Annotated in this window: 18 protein-coding genes; 9 read left to right on the top strand and 9 right to left on the bottom strand. The window is 35.5% G+C overall.

What is annotated here, in order from left to right; translation table 11 throughout:
- Nucleotides 1-153: 153 nt before the first annotated feature.
- Nucleotides 154-540 (bottom strand): hypothetical protein, encoded by a 387-nt coding sequence (locus tag LB454_RS03090; protein WP_224463030.1) that lies wholly within the window; start codon nucleotides 538-540, stop codon nucleotides 154-156.
- 73 nt (nucleotides 541-613) lie between these two features.
- On the opposite strand from LB454_RS03090, the gene LB454_RS03085 reads away from it, so the two are divergent.
- Genes LB454_RS03085 through LB454_RS03070 form a run of 4 tightly spaced genes read left to right on the top strand, consistent with a single transcriptional unit; the run spans nucleotide 614 to nucleotide 4761 of the window.
- On the top strand, nucleotides 614-946 hold the full coding sequence (locus LB454_RS03085; protein WP_224463028.1) for a hypothetical protein: 333 nt from the start codon (nucleotides 614-616) through the stop codon (nucleotides 944-946).
- An 11-nt stretch (nucleotides 947-957) separates the two neighbouring features.
- Nucleotides 958-2319 carry a DNA phosphorothioation system sulfurtransferase DndC gene (gene dndC, locus LB454_RS03080; protein WP_224463026.1) on the top strand — a complete coding sequence of 454 codons (1362 nt, stop codon included), beginning with the start codon at nucleotides 958-960 and terminating at the stop codon, nucleotides 2317-2319.
- Complete coding sequence (dndD, locus tag LB454_RS03075) at nucleotides 2319-4412, top strand: DNA sulfur modification protein DndD (RefSeq protein WP_224463023.1); 2094 nt, start codon at nucleotides 2319-2321, stop codon at nucleotides 4410-4412. The genes dndC and dndD overlap by 1 nt, the downstream gene beginning before the upstream one ends.
- Entirely contained in the window at nucleotides 4396-4761 is a 366-nt protein-coding gene (locus LB454_RS03070; protein ID WP_224463021.1) for a DndE family protein, read from the top strand. Before dndD ends, LB454_RS03070 begins: the two co-directional genes overlap by 17 nt.
- Here LB454_RS03070 and LB454_RS03065 read toward each other — a convergent pair.
- From LB454_RS03065 to LB454_RS03040, 6 genes are read right to left on the bottom strand one after another with little or no spacing between them, the layout of a single operon-like run.
- Nucleotides 4758-6785, bottom strand: a complete 2028-nt coding sequence (locus tag LB454_RS03065) for a ParB N-terminal domain-containing protein (protein WP_224463019.1) — start codon at nucleotides 6783-6785, stop codon at nucleotides 4758-4760. The two genes, LB454_RS03070 and LB454_RS03065, sit on opposite strands and share 4 nt — an antisense overlap.
- 14 nt (nucleotides 6786-6799) lie before the next feature.
- Nucleotides 6800-7435 carry a hypothetical protein gene (locus LB454_RS03060; RefSeq protein ID WP_224463017.1) on the bottom strand — a complete coding sequence of 212 codons (636 nt, stop codon included), beginning with the start codon at nucleotides 7433-7435 and terminating at the stop codon, nucleotides 6800-6802.
- Between the two features lie 11 nt (nucleotides 7436-7446).
- A complete protein-coding gene (locus LB454_RS03055; protein ID WP_224463016.1) occupies nucleotides 7447-7926 on the bottom strand; it encodes a hypothetical protein in 480 nt (159 codons plus the stop codon).
- A 6-nt stretch (nucleotides 7927-7932) separates the two neighbouring features.
- The gene (locus LB454_RS03050; RefSeq protein WP_224463015.1) at nucleotides 7933-10128 is read right to left on the bottom strand and encodes an AAA family ATPase; all 2196 of its coding nucleotides are present in this window, start codon (nucleotides 10126-10128) and stop codon (nucleotides 7933-7935) included.
- 2 nt (nucleotides 10129-10130) lie between these two features.
- Nucleotides 10131-10334 carry a hypothetical protein gene (locus LB454_RS03045; RefSeq protein WP_224462222.1) on the bottom strand — a complete coding sequence of 68 codons (204 nt, stop codon included), beginning with the start codon at nucleotides 10332-10334 and terminating at the stop codon, nucleotides 10131-10133.
- Nucleotides 10328-12526 (bottom strand): DEAD/DEAH box helicase family protein, encoded by a 2199-nt coding sequence (locus LB454_RS03040; protein ID WP_224463014.1) that lies wholly within the window; start codon nucleotides 12524-12526, stop codon nucleotides 10328-10330. Before LB454_RS03040 ends, LB454_RS03045 begins: the two co-directional genes overlap by 7 nt.
- 201 nt (nucleotides 12527-12727) lie before the next feature.
- On the opposite strand from LB454_RS03040, the gene LB454_RS03035 reads away from it, so the two are divergent.
- Both LB454_RS03035 and LB454_RS03030 read left to right on the top strand, forming a co-directional pair.
- A complete protein-coding gene (locus LB454_RS03035) occupies nucleotides 12728-13045 on the top strand; it encodes a hypothetical protein (protein WP_224463013.1) in 318 nt (105 codons plus the stop codon).
- A 24-nt stretch (nucleotides 13046-13069) separates the two neighbouring features.
- Nucleotides 13070-13690 carry a class I SAM-dependent methyltransferase gene (locus tag LB454_RS03030; RefSeq protein WP_224463012.1) on the top strand — a complete coding sequence of 207 codons (621 nt, stop codon included), beginning with the start codon at nucleotides 13070-13072 and terminating at the stop codon, nucleotides 13688-13690.
- A 1665-nt stretch (nucleotides 13691-15355) separates the two neighbouring features.
- On the opposite strand, the gene LB454_RS03025 is transcribed toward LB454_RS03030, so the two are convergent.
- On the bottom strand, nucleotides 15356-15592 hold the full coding sequence (locus tag LB454_RS03025) for a hypothetical protein (RefSeq protein WP_224463011.1): 237 nt from the start codon (nucleotides 15590-15592) through the stop codon (nucleotides 15356-15358).
- Between the two features lie 338 nt (nucleotides 15593-15930).
- Nucleotides 15931-16347, bottom strand: coding sequence for a hypothetical protein (locus LB454_RS03020; RefSeq protein WP_224463881.1), 417 nt, complete (start codon nucleotides 16345-16347; stop codon nucleotides 15931-15933).
- On the opposite strand from LB454_RS03020, the gene LB454_RS03010 reads away from it, so the two are divergent.
- The 3 genes from LB454_RS03010 (at nucleotide 16252) to LB454_RS03000 (ending at nucleotide 22148) form a co-directional block, all read left to right on the top strand.
- Nucleotides 16252-17859, top strand: coding sequence for a M28 family peptidase (locus tag LB454_RS03010; RefSeq protein ID WP_262902765.1), 1608 nt, complete (start codon nucleotides 16252-16254; stop codon nucleotides 17857-17859). The two genes, LB454_RS03020 and LB454_RS03010, sit on opposite strands and share 96 nt — an antisense overlap.
- A 307-nt stretch (nucleotides 17860-18166) precedes the next feature.
- Nucleotides 18167-20482 (top strand): catalase/peroxidase HPI, encoded by a 2316-nt coding sequence (gene katG / locus LB454_RS03005; protein ID WP_224463010.1) that lies wholly within the window; start codon nucleotides 18167-18169, stop codon nucleotides 20480-20482.
- A gap of 307 nt (nucleotides 20483-20789) precedes the next feature.
- Nucleotides 20790-22148 carry a hypothetical protein gene (locus tag LB454_RS03000; protein ID WP_224463009.1) on the top strand — a complete coding sequence of 453 codons (1359 nt, stop codon included), beginning with the start codon at nucleotides 20790-20792 and terminating at the stop codon, nucleotides 22146-22148.
- Nucleotides 22149-22271: the final 123 nt, after the last annotated feature.

Below are 22271 nucleotides of genomic sequence, written 5' to 3'. Positions count from 1 at the left end.
ACTAGTCTTTTGGCAACTTTCCTCAAGAGGAAATTCTTCAATCTTCAAGTGGACGTTTTTATGAGCTCAAGAGGTAATTGTGTTTTGTTGATTTAAAAACTATTAGGTGTCTAAGTCGATGGTTTATAAAAGCCATTTCCAATAGTATTTAACTTAGTAAAAAAAGCCTTGATAAGGGCAGTCTTTAGGTTTTTTGTTAATCCACACCCATTTTCTAGGGTACTCAACCAGATTCGGAAACAAAATAGATTCATTTGGTTCAAAATATAACTCAACAGTTTCCTCTATTGAGCTTAAACCATTCATCTCTGCCATTAATTCATAATAATCTTTACATCCAAATACACCATATCCCTCATAACAATTTTCTTTCCACATATTCCCTATATGGTCTAGCATGAAGACGCGAAAAAAAGGACGGCTTGAATATACGTTTGAAATACTACGATTTGTGTCTTGTGTAAACCAACTATAAAATCCCATTTTGTTTATTTTTTTACAATAATTAGACTTGAATGCTATAAGATCTTTATCTTGCATACATATTTTGAAATAATAATTTCAACTACAAATATATCAAAAATGATATATAAAATAATTTATTTTATCAAAAATGATAGATTTTTTTCAAAGGCTTGATATTTATATGGATTACAAGGGGTTGAATGATCATAAACTCTCACTTGAGACTGGAATTTCCAATGGTTTGATTGGAAAAGCTAGGAAAAGAGGCTCTCTTTCAGGTCAAAATATATCAAAATTGATAAATACTTATCAGGATTTATCGGCTGATTGGTTATTTAGGGGAGAAGGTGAAATGATAAAAAGGAAAGAGAATAATACCCCAGCTGAAACTGGTAGTAAAGACTACATCATTGAATTACAGAAAAAGACAATTGAAAATCTTGAATTGAGGGTTAAATCACTCGAAAATAAGAATGAATAAAATATCATCTAATGTCAAAAATAAAACTCAAAAAAGCTGAAACAATTATTGATGAAATAATTGATCAGTATGCTTACAAAGGCGATACAAATCGTCCCTGGATTATAGGTTTTAGTGGAGGTAAAGATTCTACTGTTTTGTTGACTCTAGTTTGGATTGCTTTAAAACGTTTTAGAGAACAGGCGCCTATGCCTTATCAAATGCAACGACCAGTTCATGTGGTATGTAATGATACAATGGTTGAAAATCCCATCATTTCAAACTATGTCGATGATGTCTTATCTAAAATTGATAAAGAGGCTAGGGAACAGGGCTTACCAATTTTTGTGCAGAAAACAACTCCTAAACTTGAAGAGTCTTTTTGGATCAATGTGTTAGGTAAAGGTTATCCCGTACCAAATAATACATTTAGATGGTGTACCGATCGATTAAAAATTAAGCCAACTTCAAACTTTCTTTTAGAGCAAATTGATAAAATGGGTGAAGCTATTGTTTTACTCGGAACACGATATGAAGAAAGTGCTACGCGAGAGCGTTCTATGAAAAAGCATGAGATTGAAGGAAATCGATTATCTAAACATGGTACAACACCCAACACTTTTGTTTATGCGCCTATTAAAAATTTAATGTTGGAAGAGATTTGGTATATCATCAATGCCGTGCCGTCGCCATGGGGATTTGATAATTCTATCTTATTTCAAATCTATGCTGATGCAAGTGCAGATGATTACGAATGTCCAACCGTAGTAACTAATAAAAAACATTCGTCTTGCGGTCAATCTCGATTTGGATGTTGGACTTGTACGGTAGTTAAGCAGGATAAATCAATGTCTGCTTTAATTGAAAACGGGCAGGAATGGATGGCTCCGCTTTTAAAGTTTAGAAATAATCTTGTTGAGCAAAGAAATATTAGCGAAAACAGACTGCCTGAAAGAAGAAATGGACAAAAAGCTATAGGAGAAGATGGCCATCACTTTGGGCCTTACACCTCAAAATACCGAGCAGATACTTTAAGAGAGTTACTAGAGACACAAAAAGAAGTACAAAAAGAAAGACCGCATATCACTTTGATAAACAACCAAGAGTTAATTGCTATCCAAGTGATTTGGAATCGTGATATGATTTTTGACCATAGCGTTAGTGAAATTTATAAAGAAGTTTACGGAAAAGGAATCAGCACCAACAACATCAAATCTTTAGATGATACTGAGCGTCGCATATTAAAAGAAGTTTGCCAAGATGATGCTAATTATTACCATTTGATTGATAACTTAATTTCACTACAAGAATCAAAAACTTTAATGCTTTCTAAATATGGTTTGCATAATGATGTTGAAAAAAGAATAGAAAACTTTGTAAATGAAAATTTATAATGCGCATTGACCAAATTGAAATAAAAAACTTTAGAATTTACAAGGGAAGTAATTCGATTGATTTTAAGAAAAAGAAGAATTCTAATATTTACTTAATTGCAGGTAAAAATGGCTTTGGGAAAACTAGTTTCTTAACTTCCTTAGTTTGGGTGTTCTATGGGAGATTAATCGCTCAAGTCGAAGACAAGTATAGAAAGGATATCAAAAAAGCAGGCGGATATCAAGAGTACTTAGATACTCAATTTAATAATGAAATAAAGTATAGTAAGGATCATCAAAAAATGGAAGTCAATGTCACGCTAAGTGATGTTTTAATTCCTTCTGTGCCATGCAAAACAGTTGAGATTAAAAGAACCTACGACTTTGAAACCAAAGAGGAAAGTTTACAATTATTAATTGATGGCAGTGAAAACGAATTAACCAAAGAAGTGGGTTATGAGGTTTTCATAAACGACTTCTTACTACCTAGAGAGATTGCTAAATTTTTCTTTTTTGATGCCGAAAAAATAGTCTCCTTAGCTGAAGCCAAATCAAAAGCTGAATTAAGAAGTTTGAGTCGTGCCTATTCTGAAGTTTTAGGAATAAAAAAATACGAAGAGCTTAGAAAAAATCTAGAAACCTTACTTTCTAACCTTAGACGTCGTGGGGTTTCTGAACAAGAAAAAGACAAATTGCAAGATTTGATTGCAAAAGATGAAGAGTTTATTAAACTCATAGACTACAACCAGCAGCAACAAGATGAATTAGATTTTACAGAAGCGAATCTAAAAGCTAAATCTGATGAATTACAAGAAAAACTTATTCGTGAAGGCAACTCAGTTACACTTGAAGAACTGAAAGCCTTAAAACAAGAGCAGGAAGAAATCAAGAAAGCAATTTATATTACAAAGGAAAAATTGAAAAAACATTATGAGCTGCTTCCATTCTTAATTGCAAGTGAACAAGTAGAGCAGTTAAAATTACAGCTGGATCATGAAAGTAAATCTCAAAATGAACAATTCAGCTTAGAAGTCTATCGCAAGAAGCTAGAAAAGTTTAGCGAAAAACTTAAAAAAGATTTTGCTGAAGTTTTAGAGGATAAGATAATCAAAGAAAAACTTGAAAAACTGACAACTGAAGCTTTAGAAAGTGAATTTGAAGAACAAGCAAAAGCTAATGCAAAAGACCAACCTCAAATCTTATTGGATTTTACTGAAGAGGAACATAGAGAGTTTTTAGCTCTGTACAAACATTTGCAAACCAGTTTTAAATCCCAGATAGAACAGCTTGTACAAGAAGAAAAAAATAACCGGATTAACTACAATCGGGTTAGTAGAAAGATCAAGCAAGGTGAAGCAAGAAAGGATAACCACCTAGCTAAAAAGCTAAGAGAAGAAAAGAAAAGGATTGATGAAGAGTTAGCACAACTGAAAGAAAATAAACATCAGTTAGTTGAAGAATTTGGGAGCTTAAATTCTCAACAAACTTCTCACAAAAAAGTTTTATCTGAGTTTGAAAAGAACTTTAATTTGATCGAACAAGATCTCAAAAAATATAAAGTAACTGAAAATTTACTCGATAAGATTAAGACCGTTATTTCCCGAGTGAAAGAAGAAAAGAAGTTCGCTTTACAAAAAACTATTGTGTTAGGTCTTAAACGTTTGATGCATAAAGATAACTTTGTGAAAGATGTCCATGTGAATATCAGAGAGGATGTTATGGATATTGATTTGATAGATCAGAAAGGTAATATCATCGATAAGGATAACTTATCTAAAGGGGAGCAGCAATTGTATGCCACCGCACTTTTAAAAGCTTTGGTGGATGAATCTGGAATTGAATTCCCGGTATTTATTGACAGTCCATTACAAAAATTTGACAAAGACCATTCTAGAAATATTATACAGGAATTTTATCCTAATATTTCTAACCAGGTAGTTTTATTCCCACTGCTTGAAAAAGAATTGACCGAAAAGGAATATGACTTGATGAAACCTAATTTAAGCCAAGTGTATATGATTAAGCATTCTGAAACTGACTCAGCATTCCATCAATATAAACTGAACCAATTGTTTAAAGCTTTTAAAGAAGAAGACCATGTTTACACACGTTAGAACCAGTAAAGCTAATAAAGAAGTAGTGTCTCAACTCACTCGCAAACTCAATTTGGGTGCGGAAAACGTCATTGCTCGAATTGCTTTAGCTTATTCTTTAAAATCCAGTAAAAAGCTAGATTTAAACGATATCCAAGATTCTGGTGGTAAAGAATATTCTCGAAAAGTTTTATTTGGCGATTATGACAAATATTACTTAGCCTTAGTGGCACAACTCTATCAACTGCATATTAGTAATCAGGATTTGGGGAAGTATGTGAAGTTGCATTTGGATGAAGGGTTAAATACATTTCAAAAATTAATTGTTAGTGAAAATGATGTAATGAATTTAATTAACAAAGTAGGTTAATCAATATTAAGGTGTTGTTTTAAAATTGTTAATTCTTTTTTCTTTCTACGTTCCAAATATGATTCTAGTTTTTGCTTATAATCAGATTCTAATTTTTTTATTTCATTAACTAAATTATCATTTTTTGCTTTTTGAATATTTAGTACAAGCTGTCTAATGTCAATATTTTGTTTGAATTCTTTCTCTAAAGAATCTGTCATATTTTTATCAATTATGTCCAAGCACTCAGTGTTAAGTTCGTCAATAAAGTCTGACTTTACATTAAACTTATTTATAAAAGGATTTTCCGAAATCTCTCTTTTGTAATTGAAAGTTATTAATTTTATAATTGTTGCTACAAGTTCTTGTTTTTTTTGCGAAGGATTACTTCTTCCGTTAAAAAGTAAGTCGTTTATAGAATTTTCGAATTTGAATAATGAATCATTTTGCTTATCATCAATATACTTGTTCAAAATAGTAATGATACTTTCTAAATATTCTTGCTCTAGCCATGAATCTTTATAATCTATAGTTGGTGATGACAAAATAAAATCAAGAAATTCAAAAAAGGCTGATTGAAACATTTGACTGAAAAAAAACCTATGATTTCCAATACTTTCCTTTATCTCTTTTTCCTTATTTTGAAGTTTTTTAAATAAAAATCTATGGTCATTATATTCTATACTACGATTTTTAGCATTTTGTTGAAGAAAAAAGCGTTTTTCGCTCCCACCAAACAGAATCGAATAAATTTTGGTTTCATCATCCGTTAACGAGTCTTTTTTTGTTTTTTCTAGCCAATCATCGAATGATTTATTCATTGATATAAATAATTTCTTAAATGGTAATAGCTGTGTGTAGAAATAAACGAAAGTTTGAGTCCAAGATTTATTAAACTGTTCTAACAAAACTCTTCTTTGAGAATAGGAAAAATCAAAAGGAGTCAAGTCTTCCAGCTTTACTGATTCTGAATCAAATTCTAAATTGTATAAGTTCAAGCGTGCCCTAAGGGCATTTCCATCTTCAGATTTTCGACGATCACCTTTAGTGTCTTTAAATAAATTTTCACATATTCTGTAAACAATACCTATAGTTGTAATTATGGGTCTATTTTGATCAATTTGAAACTCTTTATTTCTTGGTGAGTCAAAATCCAATAAATAAGAATATGTATTCTTATCAATTTCCTTGATTGTAGAAAAAATATGTCTAGCAAAAATGGCACAAATATCCTTTTCATTAAGCAAGATATTTCTAGATTCACTAGGTGTTTTGGCATTTTTATTTACATCGACAAAAACGTTTCTAATTATTTCTTTAATATCTTTTTGTTCATTCTCTAACCATCCACTATTCGGGAATACTTCATCCAAAATCTCTTCACTACCTTCTGATAATTCTCGGTAAGAATTAGGAAAAAACAATATTGTAGTTGGTATATCAATGTCATTTAAAATTGATTTATGTTCTTCTAAACTCTTATAGTATGCTTTCTCATCATCGCTATCTAAAAGACCCCTAATGGCTTTTAATGTAACTAGCCTATGCTGACCATCAACAGCCATTAAAGATATCCCTGAACTTTTCCATCTAAGTTCAACAGGGGTATTCAAAATATTATTGTCTTCATCAACAAACAAAATTAATATGAAAGAATCCTCAAACTCTATTTTAACCACTTTACCATCTACTGTATCTTCAAAACGGACTTTTAATTTTGGGTATCTATTTTTAATAGAATCCTTTTTTTCTGTAGGGGCTACAAAAGCACTAACAATTGGAGGGAAAAATTTGTAACCTTTATCTGAAATTAAATATTGTGAAATATCATTTTTAATTCTTGAATCATCTAAATTTCTTTGAACTAATTCATCAAAATCAACTTCTGAAATATTAAGTATATCTCTTACCGGCTTAATCCAGTTTATGTTATCAATTGGTAATGCAGTATTTAGATAGAAAATCGGACTATTATTGTGAGTAAAAAACTGTCCAAAAGTTCCATAAATACTTCTGTCATATTTTTGAGGTCTTACTTTTTTCATATAAGCTTATTTAATTACCTTTTTCCAAAAATAGGACTATACATCCTATTTAATAAATATTCAGTAGATTTATTAAGGGGTGATTCTAAATCTGTTTTCACACAATTAAAAATCAATAAATCCCAATTAAACCCTTGGTATGCGAGTCTGCCTCCAAAAGTTTTTTTAGCTTTTTCCTGTATTATAACTTTATCAGCTCCTTCATCAATTAAAGTAACAATTTCATAAAAATTTCTTTTATGACTTCTATATCTACTTCTTAATGAGCTAGCTACACCTATATATAGGGGGCTTACTAAATGACTAAACTCACCTAATATTTTAAATATTTTCACACAATCTTCATCAGATAATTCAGAAATTTTTTTGCCCTCAGTTAAATCTGAATCAATAAGATAATCATTAAAAAAGTTTGTGTTTTGGTGTACATTAACGCTATATTTTTTTAATGGAGAACTTACTTCTCCTTTCATGATCTCTGAAGTAATCAATTCGTTCAACCTGTAAACTATCGTAGAAAAATCATCTTTATTATTAACAATTCCTAATTTAGAAAAATCTAAATACCATGTATATAAACCTGATGTTTTTGGTATATTTTTACCATTTTTGTAAATAGTGTCTTCATATCTGAATCTAAGCTCTTTCATAAATAAAGTCTTTAACCATTCATCAAATCCGCAAACAAATAACTCGAATTAATCAAATTATCATTTTCCCATTCTTCCTGGAGATATTGTAAACCACCATTGGCATAGCTTTCAATAAACTCAACAATATTGCTAACAACAACGTTAAGTTCTTTTTCTTCCATATCTTCTAAATCATTCCAATTAAAACCAATCTCCTCACTTTTGCTAAATATGATCATCAACAAAAAATCAACTAAACTAGAATCACGTTTCCACTTGCCAATTTCAATAAAATCTTGTGTTGAGTTCCTTGGAGGTAAAGGCAGTTTTAAGCCTTTTTTTAAGCCCAATCTAAAGGCATAAATATAGAGTTCATAAATAGGTCCAAATTGACTGTATTCTGATTTTGATTGGCCTTTGTTAGCAAAAGCTTCAATAACAGGGATCTTACTTTTTGCGTATCTAGGACGTTTTAATAGTATTGTAATTTTAAATTCTTGTGCTGTCATAACTACTTATTTCAACTTGGTTTGGGTGGTTATTAATTCAATTTGTTCGGCATTTTCAGGTACGTGGTTTACATACATTGTTTTTACTCTTGCGTCCTTTAATAAGCGTTTACCGAGTTCATTAATTTTCATTTCATCTTCTCGTTTATAAAGTTCTTTCACTAACACAATACTTTGCGGAAAGACATCTCCAATAGCTTCAAAAAAACCTTCTGTAAAACCTTCACCAAATGCGGAAATAGGTGCGTCAGCTAATAGTGGATAATTGTATTCTGCATTATTAGCAGAGATAATTGCCATTACTACAGAAAACTTCTTCATCCGCTGGAAGCCTTCTGAACTTCCGTAAACGGAATTTCCTTTACTATCTAGATAATTAAAATTAATTGAGCCGTTAAGGTTTTTCTCAAATTTCAGAATCCCACCAGATAAGTCGTTGTTCTTAATTAGGTTCTTGAAATGAATATTAGCATGTTCTTCTAGTAAGTTAATCATACCGTCAAAGACTTTATCTTTTGCTTTACCAGCAGCTTCTTCTAGGTCGCTAAGTACTTCGTAATTATCGTTATACCCATCTGGTATGTTATTGGATTTATTTAAGCTCTTAACTTCTTCATTAATCGTCTTAAGATCACGTTTAAGCTTATTTATTTTGGGTACGATGATGTCATTAATTTTGTTCTCAGCATCAGAAATTCTTCGTACTGCTCCATTGTAATCATTTATAATATCCCTTGCAGACTGTTCTGCATCATGTCCTGCAATCATAATCGTATTACGATCATCTTCTAAAGATTTAATTCTCTTTTTTAAGCGTTCAATACTATCTTGAAGTTCAACCTCTTTTTCTTTAGTTTTAATAATCGAATCTTTGATACTATCAGACTTGGTGTAAAATGGTTGTGCATTTATTTGTAAGTCACCGAAGAAATTTTTCAAATCATTTTTTACAAAAGGTTCGCCTACCTCTTCAGACTTTTGCCGTTCATTCATTTTAATAAGATAATTGTGAGCAGGAGTTCCACGTTTAGCCTCTCTGTTACACACATAACAATGCTCTTGCTTTATCATTTTATCAATGGAAGCTGCATCAGGAGATCCAATAGGCATTACTGTAAAAAAATCATTTGGATTTTTTTCAACTTCCTTCAAAGTCTTTCTTCGATAACGTTCATCAAGAAAATCATCATTCAATTCATTAAATTTATTGACTTCATTCTCAAACCCTAGTGCAATCCAAGCAAAATTTCCATCAAAAAAACGATTGTTGATACGGTCTAGAAAAGTCTCAAATTCATCTTTTTTATCTCTGAGTTTTTTTCGTAAAGGTTTTAATTGATCATCGAGTTCTTTTCTTTTTTCAGCATTTGCATAACGCTTGTCTAATTTGTTCTTTTCAGCTTCTGCATTAACTAAAGTCTCATTATATTGTTCTAGTTTTAATTTTTCTTGTGCAAGCTGTTGCTCAATTTTTTCCTTCTCTTTCACAGCATTATCAAAACGTTCATTTTGGGCATTATTTGTTTTTAATTGTTTTTGAACATCTCTAAATGCTTTTTCTTTAAACTCTTCAAGTAGCTTATGTACTTGTTCGTATTTCTTTATATCGGTTAGATTTTCTACCGCTCTTTCAATACTTTCTTTTTTACTAAAGTCAATGATATCATCAACTTCTTCACCCTGTAAAAATGAGTACTGTCTAAAGGCTGGCATGATGAGTTTATCAATGATTTGTTTTTTCTCATTTTCGTCATAAACAGGCTTATACTTATGTAAAACAAGTTCTGTTCGATTAACTTCTAATTCGTTCATCACAAACTGCCAACTACTTTCATCAGTTATATTTTCATCCAAACGTGTTGCAGTAAATGATTTTATAATTTGATACTTATATCTGGTACCACTTGTGTACTCTACACATACTCCACATGTGATATAATCTCCAACGGCTGTTTCGTTCTTTGCCTTGTCAGAAATAATTTTGACTCCAGCGTTTTTAATATTTATTTTTTGCTTGGTATCAGAATCTAGAATTTGATCGTAAAATAGCCACAGAAATGCATTAAAAAATTTTGATTTTCCAGCGCCATTATCTGCTATTATAATATTTATACCCTCTTCTAGGTTGTATGTATTATCTTCAAAATCACCGTAATAATTGAAGAAGTTTTTAAAACTTATACTATTTATAATTGATGCCATGCTTAAATTTTGTGGATATTTTTAATAACAGGATAAATCTGTCTTCCAGTTCTACCATTATCATTTTCATTAACAATGGTTTCTAATACATCTACAATTTTTTTACGATACATTCCCGTTAAATCTTCTTCTGTTAGTTTGTATTTTTCTTGTATTTCAGGCTCGAATAAAATGTCCTTAATTATTTTGGCTCTTTTGTTTAGCATAATTCATTTATAATTTGATCTATATTCAATTCATATTTTTTACAAATCGAGTCTAACTCGTTTTTTGTATCATAAAAATTCATGGAAAGGCTTGAAAAGTGAGCTACACGTTGCAACTCTGCTTTTACTTGGTTTCTTTCCATTCGATAAGTGTCTGCATTTGCATCATTTAATGGTGGCACAACTACCATATCATAAATAATTGCATTCGTTTTATCTTTATGTTTTCTAAGTAGTCTCCCTCTACGTTGGATAAACTGTCTAGGATTACCGGTGCTACTTGCAAAAATGCCAACTTCGGCTCTAGGTACATCAACGCCTTCATCTAGCATTTTCATAGCAAAAAGCATTTCAATTTTACCTTCAGAAAAACCTTTTAAAATTCCGTTTAAATCTTCATCTTCTGCCGTGTAGGAGTTGAGCTTTAAATCTGGTTTAACATCTATTGCAACACGTATAAAATCATTTAGCATTCTCTCTCCATCTCCAAATTCGTCATAAACAAAACCTTCAGGAACATAAGTGAATACATATTTTATTTTATTGTTGTTATTAAGTTCTTGTACTATGCTTTTAAAACATTCTATTTTATTTTGAGCTTTATGAATGATATTTTTCCTTAATAAAAGTAATTTTTCAACAATTGGATCATTTTTAAATTGTCCTTTGTCAAAATCAAAATACATCAACAATTTCTTAGAAATATCTATGTACATTTCTAATTCTTCATTTTGAAGTTCAACAATTTTAGGATGATATTTGTATTCAGTAAGTCTTTCCTCTTTAAGCGCTCGCTCCATGCTAAATGAATAAACATAAGGTGGCCTGTCTTCAAAAAATAAATCTATAGCATCAGTGCCTTCAGGGTCGTAAACTCTTTTAGGTGTTGCAGATAGCCCAATTTTTTTATTCACGACTATATCTGGTAATAAATTTTTTATTTGACTTGCGCCCATATTATGAGCTTCGTCAGCAATCAATAAAAATTGATCTTGTATTTTATTGAAATACTTTTGGAAACGCTTTGTAACAAAACTACCGTAGGTAGATATCATTACTAAGTTTTTGGAAATACCCCAAGAAAGGTTACTTGTATAATTCGCAACATCTTTTTCCCATTTGTTTCCACCACCAACTTTGATAATATTTTTAAAGTTAAATTCTTGTACCTCTTTTTCCCATTGGTTCAAAAGTGCAATTGATGGCACTAATATAAGGACTTGGTAAGTTTTAGTTTTAAAATATTCTTCAAGAACACAATTCAATGATGTAATGGTTTTACCAGTACCTGTAGCCATGGCAAAAACACCTTTATAATTATTTTCTACCCAATTTTCATAAGCTTGTTTCTGGTAATCTCTAGGGCCAGTGGGATATGGGAATCTAGGCTCGTTTTCTATTTTTTCAATGATGTTTTCAAACTTTTCTTTTTTAGCTTGATGTAGTTCTTTTAATTTTTTGCTATAATTTTCACTACCTAAATTTATACTAGTTTTGAGTAACTCAGTGATAGATTTTTCTTTTCCTAGCTCTTCAATTACTTGCTCTATTTCAGATTTATCCAAATAGGTATAATGTGGATTTTCTTTTTTAAAGATACTTTCAAACTGTTCTTTTTGCTCTTTAATTCTAACTTGACTCACATGTCCATTCCATGGTACTTCAACTTGAAAACTTTCAGAGTTTTTTACAATTCCCGCTAAAGTAAAATTCATGCTACCTTGTGTCAAAATATAATCTTCACCATCATAAAACAGCATTTTTTTATTGTGACTGAGGCTCTGTCTACCAAAACTTACTGGTTGTATTTGAAGTCTTTTCTCTTTAATAAGATATTTCAAACAATCGAAAAACAATTGACCATATTCATCTAAGCTCTCTTTGAGTTTACGTAAATCTTTAATAAGTTTTGAAATATCACCATAGTCGTCCAATTCTGGCTCGGCAATTAAATTATCAAAATCCAACTTCGTATAACAATGATTAGTGATCATTCGCATACTACCACCATTGAATATAAATTCAGCAAAACTTTCAGACAAAACTCGAAAAGCACCAGAATTAAAATATCCTAAGAATAGGTCTATCTTTTTAGATATTGGAAACACTTCATTATAAAATTCTAATGGGATGTGCTGAGAATCAGAACGATACTCAAAAGAATCTGGAAAATCGATGTCGCGAAATTTCATTAAAAATAGGATAGGTTAGGTTTTCAGTTTTAAAGCTAAGAATTAAGGGATCTTAAACAAAATTATTTTCAATATAAAACTAAAAATATTTAGTATTTCTTGTTTTAATAGGATCCATAAAAAACCTCACTTTTTCATTAAGCCAACATAATTTACAAGATTGACATTTCAAAATTTAGTCTTATCATTACAAGCAAAAAAATGAACTCATCACTTCTTAAAACAACGCTGAGTTGTGGTTTTGGCTTACTTGTTTTCTGTATTGGGTTTGTGAATACCTTTTGGGGCAATGATCCTTTTTACGGCCTGGTTATTATCTTACTCTCTGTTCTGTTTTTATGGCCTGTCATCAACTGGGTCTTTACCTGGATGCCCAAAAAAACTTTGCTAATTGCTAAAATCATTCTGGGGGTTTTAATACTCTGGTCGAGTCTTGGCGTGGGAGAACTCTTTGAAAAAATAGAATTGATGCACACCCATTTTCCTTTGCCAAAAAATGATAAGTTGCATCCTAATTAACTCAAGATTCAAATCAATACAAGTATGCCAAATTTTGACCGAAAGTCGCACTGGGAACACATTTACCAAACCAAGGAGTTGAAAGACGTGAGCTGGTTTCAGCCTACACCCGAAACCTCCTTAAGTTTCTTTGAAGACTTCAAGGTGCCTAAGTCGGCCAAAATCATCGATGTGGGTGGTGGCGATAGCTTGCTGGTGGATCATCTGCTGGACAGAGGCTATAAGGAGATCACAGTATTGGATATTTCGGCAGCAGCTATCGACAGGGCAAAACAACGTTTGGGTAACAACGCTGAGCAAGTCAGTTGGATCGTTTCGGATGTGACCCAATTTCAACCTAGCGAAACTTATGACTTCTGGCACGACCGCGCTGTTTTTCATTTCCTGAGAAGTAAGGAAGACATCTCCGCTTATGTGGAAACTGCACAAAAGGCGATTACTCCCAAGGGTATTCTGGTGATGGGTACTTTCTCGGAGCAGGGGCCTACCAAATGCAGCGGCATTGAGATTCAGCAGTATTCTGAAACCAGCCTGACTGAGACCTTTAAGGCTTATTTTGAAAAAGTCAACTGCAGGACTGTTGACCACGAGACGCCCTCAGGATCGGTACAGAATTTTGTGTTTTGTAGTTTTAAGAAGAAGTAGGATCATTGTCAGTTCGAGCCTACCAGGGTTACCGTCTCAGTTACCAGAGTTTCAGTTGGTCATTGAGTGTCCCGACAGGTTTTGTCGGGATGTATCGAAATGACCTTGTCGGAAGGTAGCTTCGGTACATCCGCCTGAGGCGGACACTCAGCCACCAGAGTTTTAGTTGGTCATTTAGTGTTCTTTCATTTGTGTCAGTTCGACCATTGTCAGTTCGAGCGGAGTCGAGAACTCGACCTAACGGAAACATATTTTCTCTTTTTATTCCAAGCTTTGAGACCAAACCAGTTCTCGATACAATTTTCTTCCATAAAACCACCTGCCTGCGTTTTCTTGGAAGGCAGGCTCAGCCACCTTACTTTAAAAGTTAGACACTTAATCAGCCTCGATACGCTAGTAGAAAACGGCCTATTTTTTATGGATGTTATAAAACGAGAAAGTGGTGAAGCAAGGATGAAGGAGCAAAGGACTAGTGAAACGGTTTGCTTTGCGTGGAGGAAACACTTTCGTAGTTTTTAAAGACATAAAAATAAGCCTAGACCTTTTTGAATACTTTTTGCGGCAATGGCAAAAAGTATTAGAAAACACAAATCGTATCGAGAACTCGACCTAACGGAAACATATTTTCTAGTTATTCGATGCTTTGAGACCAAACCAGTTCTCGATACGATTTAGTGAATAATAAAAAATAACTGAAACAAGCCTCTTCCCTCAGAGGGAAGACGGGAGAAGGGTGTTTATCAAGCGCATTTTAATCATGAAATAACACCCTTTGCCTATCGGCATTTCCCTCAAAGGGAAAAATTTTAAGAGTACATTAAATTACAGAAATGGAACTAGTTATAAAAAAAAGCCATTAGTAGTCCCGATAGAAATTGGGATTGTACCTGCCTGGGTTTTCTTGGAAGGCAGGCTCAGCCACCTTACTTTAAAAGTTAGACACTTAATCAGCCTCGATACGCTAGTAGAAAACGGCCTATTTTTTATGGATGTTATAAAACGAGAAAGTGGTGAAGCAAAGATGAAGGAGCAAAGGACTAGTGAAACGGTTTGCTTTGCGTGGAGGAAACACTTTCGTAGTTTTTAAAGACATAAAAATAAGCCTCCCCGATAGCTATCGGGGTTTTTGAATACTTTTTGCGGCAATGGCAAAAAGTATTACAAAACACAAATCGTATCGAGAACTCGACCCAACGCAAGACTTTTTTCTAGTCATTCGATGCTTTGAGACGAAACTAGTTCTCGATACTATTTATTCGCTTTTGGGAAGCAAATAAATCACTCGAACTGACAAGCTTCTCGACCACTGTCAGTTCGAGCGGAGTCGAGAACTCGACCTAACGGAAAAATATTTTCTAGTTATTCCATGCTTTGAGACCAAACCAGTTCTCGATACGATTTAGTGAATAATAAAAAATAACTGAAACAAGCCTCTTCCCTCAGAGGGAAGACGGGAGAAGGGTGTTTATCAAGCGCATTTTAATCACGGAATAACACCCTTTGCCTATCGGCATTTCCCTCAAAGGGAAAACTTTTAAAAGTGCCTTAAATTACAGAAATGGAACTAGTTATAAAAAAAGCCATTAGTAGTCCCGATGGAAATTGGGATTGTACCTGCCTGCGTGCCCGCCTGAGGCGGACAGTCTCGAAGTGAAATGGACGTTATTACTTTAAGCTTTCATTCTTTTTTGCATTGCCCAAAAAAGAACCAAAAAACGCTAGGCCTACAAAAATAATATAAGAAAATCTAAAGGAACCCTCCACCACAGATGAAAAATAACTCAATCGACTAACGTCGATCTCAAACAGACTTTTATCTTCCAGCCAAGCTGCTTCCTGGATTTTCAATATTCTTTTTGATATGCCATTTTTAAACGATTTACTTCTTAGATCTGGTTGCATTAAAATTTGACAAGCTAATATCATCAATTTTATTTTTTTCACTACTCACTACTCACTCAAAAACTCAGCTATCAATTCTAAATTATTAAAAGAAAAACAGCACACAAACAACGTGCAACCAAAAACGAAAAAAAATTACGTAAATTCATCACCAGAATTTTAAAAATCAATAGCACATGAACCGACTTATACTCAGTTTCAGTTTACTCACAGGACTTACCCTGCAAGCACAAGACCTCACCGGATACAGCGCCGAAGGCGCACAAACTCAAGAAAAACTCGAGACTCAGTTTCGGGAGAGCATCGATAAAAGCCGCTTCAAAGCCCACCTGAAAACCCTAACCGAAAACCCACACATCGCTGGGACGCCAGCCAACGAAAAAGTGAAAGACTACATCGTTCAAAGCATGAGTCAGGCCGGTCTGGATGTCGAGACCTATCCCTACGACGTCTATATGAGTAGCGGCCCTGGCGAATCTCTGGTAGAAGTGATCTCTCCAGAAGGCAAAGTCCTGGATCAACAGGAAAATGCCCTGGAAGAAGATCCGTATTCCAGTCATCCCGACCTTGTGAAAGGCTGGAACGCTTATTCGGGAAGTGGCGATGTTACTGCTGAGGTCATTTACGCTAATTACGGCACCAAAGCTGATTTTGAACAACTGGAAGAATTGGGAGTTTCCGTCAAAGATAAAATCGTCATCGCCCGCTACGGAGGTAACTTCCGCGGCTATAAAGCCAAATTTGCCGAAGCTCATGGTGCTGCGGGTTTAATTATTTATACCGACCCCAAAGATTCTGGCTTCACACGCGGACTGGTTTTTCCTGAGGGTGTGTATTACAACGACAGCGGAATCCAGCGCGGCTCCTTACTTACTGCCGACTGGACAGGCGATCCCTTAACGCCCTACGAGCCTGCTTTACCACGTGATCATAAGGACTCTCCCGACCGACTCGATCCTGGAGAGGCTGGATTGCATACCATACCCGTCACGCCCATTTCTTACGGCGCGGCAGAACATATTTTTAAACACATGAAAGGCGAGGTTGTCCCTCAAAACTGGCAAGGTGGTTTGCCTTATACTTATAGACTTCAAGGCGGTACTGACTTGAAAGTGAGACTGAAAGTCGATCAGCCTAAAGCATTTACCAAAGTCCATAATATTGTTGGAACGCTCAAAGGCAAAACCTATCCCGATGAGTGGATCATCCTCGGCTGTCATTACGATGCCTGGGCCTTTGGGGCGACAGATCCCAACTCGGGAACCGCCATGCTCTTAAGCCTTTCTGAAACTTTAGGCAAGCTGGCCAAAAACGGCAACCGTCCAGACCGCTCTATCCTCATTGCCCACTGGGATGCTGAGGAACACGGTGTGATTGGCTCCAGCGAATGGGTGGAGCAGTTCAAGGATGAGCTCAAAGCCAAGGCTGTAGCTTACATCAATCTTGATGCTGCAGTATCAGGTAAAAATTTTGGCGCTTCTTCGGCTCCAAGTCTTAAAACCATCCTTGCCGATGCGACCAAACAAGTGGATTATCCTTACACCGATGAAACGGTTTACGAGCACTGGTCGAGAGAAAATGACGAGCCAAAAATCGGTAATCTAGGTGGCGGATCAGATCATATTGCGTTTTACATGCACGCCGGTGTTCCTTCCTTAAGCGGAGGTGCCAGCGGGCCTACCCTATACCACACCAACTACGATGACTTCTTTTTTTACGAGAATTTCGTCGACCCCGAATTCCAAATGGGACCAACCGTGGAGGCGGTTATGGGGACACTCAGTTTACGCCTGGCCAATGCCACGCTGCTGCCTTACGATGTGGTGAAGTATGCGACTGACCTGGAGATGCATTTTGACAATGCCGAGGAGCAGGTGAGGAGTTTTTATGCTGATTTTGCCGGGTTCAAGACTTCCACCTCTGTGATATCCAGCTTAAATGCGACTGCAAACCTGGTGGCGAAGGCCCTTGAGGAACGTATTGAAAGCCAAAAGATAAGCAAGAAGAAGGCGAAACAACTGAATGCTATGCTGCTGGATCTTGAAAAAAGCTTCTTAGACCCAGAAGGCATGCCTTACGGTGACTGGTACAAATCGCTGTATGCGTCTTCAGACCCTTTTAGCGGCTATGCTTCCTGGATTTTGCCAGGTCTACAGTATCAAATCGAAACTCAAAACAAAGACGACTTATCCGAGTGGGATGAACGTTACGCCAAAGCCATCACCAACCTGAATCAGAAACTCGAAGCTATTTTAGAGGAGCTGTAGTAGTTTGGGAGTTTTTGAGTGGTGAGTCGAGAGTTTTTCATCTAGGCTCTAGCAGTCTTGATTCCAGAAGTCCTGATTCTTGGGTCTAGTAGTCTTGAGTCGAATAAGAAAGTTCACGGGAAACGCTGAACCCTAAACGAAAAATGGCTATCCGAATACCCTATCTCACTGATTCATAGAATTATCTAATGTGATATTATTTAACTATTAGAAACCTCTATTCTTTTATCAAAAACACTAATTTGAAATTGATTGGACTTATAGAATTAGGAGGTAAGTTTGACATTCAAATAAAATTATTTCATCTATGAAAAGAATTATAATCGCAGCCTTCAGTTTGTTCACCGTTGTAGCCTTCGCTCAACAAAATGCAGAAGCTGAGTACAAAACTTGTCCTGTGACAGGCATCAGGATTAAGGTTAAAGATGGGGAGAACCCACATGCTAAAATGCAGGAAAAGTCTGAACAAGCAACAGCTCCAGAGCAGAAAGCTTCAGGAGGAAAAGACTGGTGGCCAAACAATTTAGACTTGAATGTGTTAAGACAACACTCTTCAAAATCTAACCCTATGGGTGAAGATTTCAATTACAGAGAAGCCTTTGCTGCTTTGGATTACGATCAATTGAAAGCTGATTTGGTGGAAGTAATGACCACTTCCCAGGACTGGTGGCCGGCAGATTACGGTCATTACGGGCCATTTTTTATACGTATGTCCTGGCACAGTGCGGGAACTTACCGTTCGGCTGATGGTCGTGGAGGTTCACGTGATGGTCAGCAGCGTTTTGCACCAATCAACTCTTGGCCGGATAATGCCAATTTGGATAAAGCAAGAAGATTGTTATGGCCAATTAAACAGAAATATGGAAAAAGTTTGTCCTGGGCTGACTTAATGATTCTGGCAGGCACAGTCGCTTATGAAGATATGGGACTTGAAACCGCAGGATTTAGTGGTGGTCGTGAAGATACCTGGGAACCAGCGAGTAATGTCTATTGGGGAGCCGAAGAAGAATTCATGGCAAACAACAAGCGTTATGATGATGAAGGGAATTTGGAACAGCCACTGGCAGCAGTACAGATGGGATTGATTTATGTAAATCCTGAAGGGCCAGACGGAAATCCTGACCCAGCTCTAGCCGCTGAAGGTATTCGTGAGACTTTTGGCCGTATGGGAATGAATGATAAAGAAACTGTAGCATTGATTGCTGGTGGACACACCATTGGTAAAACCCACGGTGCTGGAGATGCTTCCAATGTAGGTCCTGAGCCAGAAGCTGCTTCTATTGAAAATCAAGGCTTAGGCTGGATGAGTGATTACGAATCTGGTAAAGCGGAACATACCATTACTTCTGGATTGGAGGTGATCTGGACAAAAACTCCCGCAGAATGGAGTCAGGGTTATTTCAAGTCACTTTTTGAAAACGAATGGGAATTGACCAAAAGTCCTGCTGGAGCACACCAATGGGTGGCTGCCAACGCAGAAGCCAATTACCCAGATGCTCACATAGAAGGTAAATTTCATAAGCCTACTATGTTGACGACAGATTTGACGATGATCAAAGATCCGGAATACCTGAAAATATCTAAGTTCTTTTATGAGAATCCAGAGGAATTCAACAAAGTATTTGCTCAGGCTTGGTTTAAATTGACCCACAGAGACATGGGGCCAAAGTCTACCTATATTGGTCCGGAAGCGCCTACAGAAGATTTTATTTGGCAAGATCCTATTCCAGAAGCTGATTATGAAATGATCACAGATGCTGATATCCAGTCATTGAAAGCAGACATCTCAAAGTCAGGTTTAACCACTTCAGAATTGGTGAATACTGCCTGGAATTCAGCTTCAACCTACAGAGATTCTGACAGGAGAGGTGGAGCCAATGGAGCGAGAATTAGACTAGAGCCAATGCGTAGTTGGGAATCCAATAATCCAAAGCAATTGGATAAAGTGCTTTCTAAGTATGAGTCAATTCAGAAGAAATTCAATAAGAATAATGGCAATACTAAAGTATCTATCGCAGACTTGATTGTTCTTGGAGGAAATGTAGCTATTGAAAAGGCTGCTAAAGAGGCAGGTTATGAGGTGTCTGTACCTTTTACACCAGGCAGAACTGATGCAACACAAGAGCAAACCGATGTAGAGTCTATGCAATTGCTAAAGCCGATGGCCGATGGATTTACTAACTACCAGGAAAAACAATACACGCTTAGCACAGAAGAATTATTGGTAGATAAAGCTCAGTTATTAACACTCACACCGCCAGAAATGACTGTATTGCTTGGTGGTATGAGAGCCCTGGATGCTAATCATAATAACAATAAACACGGCGTCTTTACAGAAAGACCAGGTCAGTTGACCAACGATTATTTTGTGAATCTATTGGATATGAGCAACAAATGGGAAGCTAAGAACGAGTCTAAAACTGTATTTGAAGGAAAAGACAGAAAGACAGGAGATGTGAAATGGACAGCGACTCGCGCCGATTTGATTTTTGGTTCTCACTCAGAATTAAGAGCTTTAGCTGAAGTTTATGCTACTGAAGACGCTAAAGAAAAATTTGTAACAGATTTTGTCAAAGCCTGGTCAAAGGTGATGGAATTAGACCGCTTTGATGTAAAGATGTAAGTTGATTATGTTTTATGAATGAAGAAAAGCTCTGCAGTTGCAGAGCTTTTTTTATTGGTTATAATAGGGATCCATGATAGGGGTCTTCATTTTTTCTGAAGGTTGGATTTAGCTATGATATTTGTCAGAAATAAGATAACGCTGCATCTCCAGTTCCAAAGTTAAAAGTGGTTTCAAAAAGATAAGAATACAGACGATTAAGTGTTAATAAGTGTTAATAAGTGTTAATAAGTGTTAAAGTGGTTTTTCTCTTAATCCCTAACTTTCATTTCAGCGTAAGTAAGGGAAACAAAAAAATAAAAAAATTATGAAGTATTTTAAAAAACAATCAATGTTTGTTCTTATGATTTTAGCATTGATAATGACAAGTTGTGATAGTGATGACGATAACAATTTTGTTGCAGGAGAACAGCCTCTTCAAGGCTATGAGGACACTAGAGCTGCAGTAGATGGTGTAGCAGACTTTATTGACGGCCCTATAGGTAATTTAACTGAAGATTTAGGAGAATTGACAATGGCAGAAAGTGGTTTTACGAGAGTAACTGTAGATACGCAAGCAAGAGTAGCTGCTACAAATGCAGTAGCTGCTTATGAAATGAACCCAACAGATGCCAACGCTGTGGAAGCTGCTAATGCTATTGAAGCCCTTGTTGTAGCTAACAGAGTAGCTATTATAGAAGATTTCCAACAAATTCTGGGAGAGGATTTTCCAACTGACTCAGATCTTGGAGCATTGATTGCTTCAGTTGAAGAACGTTTGGATAAACCGGAAAACTTGATGGGCACTCAGTCTGAAGCTTTTGATGTAATTTTGGCTGTACAAATTAACGGCACTGCTGTAGAAGCTTTATTGAACATAGCCAACACGAGATTCGACTTAGGTCTGGATGTACCAGCTTATGCTGCTCCAAGTTTGCCTGCTTCTCTTAATACGCAGAATTTATTAGAAACTGCTTTAAACTCTGTAACAGCAGTAGGTAACTTAGCTGTCCCCTCAGTAGAAGCAATTCAGGCTATCGTAGATGAGCAGTTGAATAGAGAAGCACTAGGAGGTTATGAAGATTTTAGAGTTGCTGTAGATGGTGTTGCAGATTTTATCGATGGTCCCATAGGAAAATTGATAGAAGATTTGGGTATGCTTACCGACAACGACTTCGCTAGAGTGATTGTTGATGTTCAGGTAAGAGCTGATGCTATGAGTGCTGTAGAAGCATATCAGGCTGACCCTTCTAGTGAAAATGCTATCACAGCTGCAAATGAAATTGAAAATTTAGTAGTAGCCAATAGAGTTGCTATCATCGAGGATTTCCAACAAATCCTTGGTGACGATTTTCCATCAGATGAAGATTTGGCAGCGCTTATTGCTTCTGTAGAAGATGGTTTTGAAAGACCATCAGATTTGTCTGGTCAGGAATCAGCTATTTTTGATGCGATCGTTGCTGTACAAATCAACGGGACTGCAGTAGAAGCTTTATTAAACATTGCCAACACCAGATATGAATTAGAATTGGATATTCCTATGTATATGGCTCCTGGCTTACCAGAAATGTTTAATGAGATGAATTTATTGACTACTGCTTCAGAATCTGTTGCTGCTGTTGGAGAATTAGCAGTACCGTCTGTAGAAGCAATCCAGGCTATAGTGGATGATCAATTGGGTAATTAATGTATGTTTAAGTAGTGTTTTTATTATTTAAAAAAAAGGTGAAGTTTAAAAGCTTCGCCTTTTTTTGTTACGACGATTTAGTTAGCTGAGAAAGAATTTTATAATCGTTTTTTATGATTTGAG

Source organism: Psychroflexus montanilacus, from assembly GCF_020164535.1.
Lineage (GTDB): Bacteria > Bacteroidota > Bacteroidia > Flavobacteriales > Flavobacteriaceae > Psychroflexus > Psychroflexus montanilacus.
The sequence above is the reverse complement of the archived record's forward strand: the minus strand, read 5'-3'. Positions and strand labels throughout refer to the sequence as shown.

Excerpts from the sequence above, each read along its gene's own strand:
- LB454_RS03090 (WP_224463030.1), bottom strand. The coding sequence starts at position 540 with ATGCAAGATAAAGATCTTATAGCATTCAAGTCTAATTATTGTAAAAAA.
- dndD (WP_224463023.1), top strand. The coding sequence starts at position 2,319 with ATGCGCATTGACCAAATTGAAATAAAAAACTTTAGAATTTACAAGGGA.
- LB454_RS03045 (WP_224462222.1), bottom strand. The coding sequence starts at position 10,334 with ATGCTAAACAAAAGAGCCAAAATAATTAAGGACATTTTATTCGAGCCT.
- LB454_RS03065 (WP_224463019.1), bottom strand. The coding sequence starts at position 6,785 with ATGAAAAAAGTAAGACCTCAAAAATATGACAGAAGTATTTATGGAACT.
- LB454_RS03000 (WP_224463009.1), top strand. The coding sequence starts at position 20,790 with ATGAAGTATTTTAAAAAACAATCAATGTTTGTTCTTATGATTTTAGCA.
- LB454_RS03035 (WP_224463013.1), top strand. The coding sequence starts at position 12,728 with ATGAACTCATCACTTCTTAAAACAACGCTGAGTTGTGGTTTTGGCTTA.
- LB454_RS03060 (WP_224463017.1), bottom strand. The coding sequence starts at position 7,435 with ATGAAAGAGCTTAGATTCAGATATGAAGACACTATTTACAAAAATGGT.
- LB454_RS03070 (WP_224463021.1), top strand. The coding sequence starts at position 4,396 with ATGTTTACACACGTTAGAACCAGTAAAGCTAATAAAGAAGTAGTGTCT.
- dndC (WP_224463026.1), top strand. The coding sequence starts at position 958 with ATGTCAAAAATAAAACTCAAAAAAGCTGAAACAATTATTGATGAAATA.
- LB454_RS03055 (WP_224463016.1), bottom strand. The coding sequence starts at position 7,926 with ATGACAGCACAAGAATTTAAAATTACAATACTATTAAAACGTCCTAGA.
- LB454_RS03020 (WP_224463881.1), bottom strand. The coding sequence starts at position 16,347 with ATGAGCTTCGGCAAATTTGGCTTTATAGCCGCGGAAGTTACCTCCGTA.
- LB454_RS03025 (WP_224463011.1), bottom strand. The coding sequence starts at position 15,592 with ATGCAACCAGATCTAAGAAGTAAATCGTTTAAAAATGGCATATCAAAA.
- katG (WP_224463010.1), top strand. The coding sequence starts at position 18,167 with ATGAAAAGAATTATAATCGCAGCCTTCAGTTTGTTCACCGTTGTAGCC.
- LB454_RS03050 (WP_224463015.1), bottom strand. The coding sequence starts at position 10,128 with ATGGCATCAATTATAAATAGTATAAGTTTTAAAAACTTCTTCAATTAT.
- LB454_RS03040 (WP_224463014.1), bottom strand. The coding sequence starts at position 12,526 with ATGAAATTTCGCGACATCGATTTTCCAGATTCTTTTGAGTATCGTTCT.
- LB454_RS03030 (WP_224463012.1), top strand. The coding sequence starts at position 13,070 with ATGCCAAATTTTGACCGAAAGTCGCACTGGGAACACATTTACCAAACC.
- LB454_RS03085 (WP_224463028.1), top strand. The coding sequence starts at position 614 with ATGATAGATTTTTTTCAAAGGCTTGATATTTATATGGATTACAAGGGG.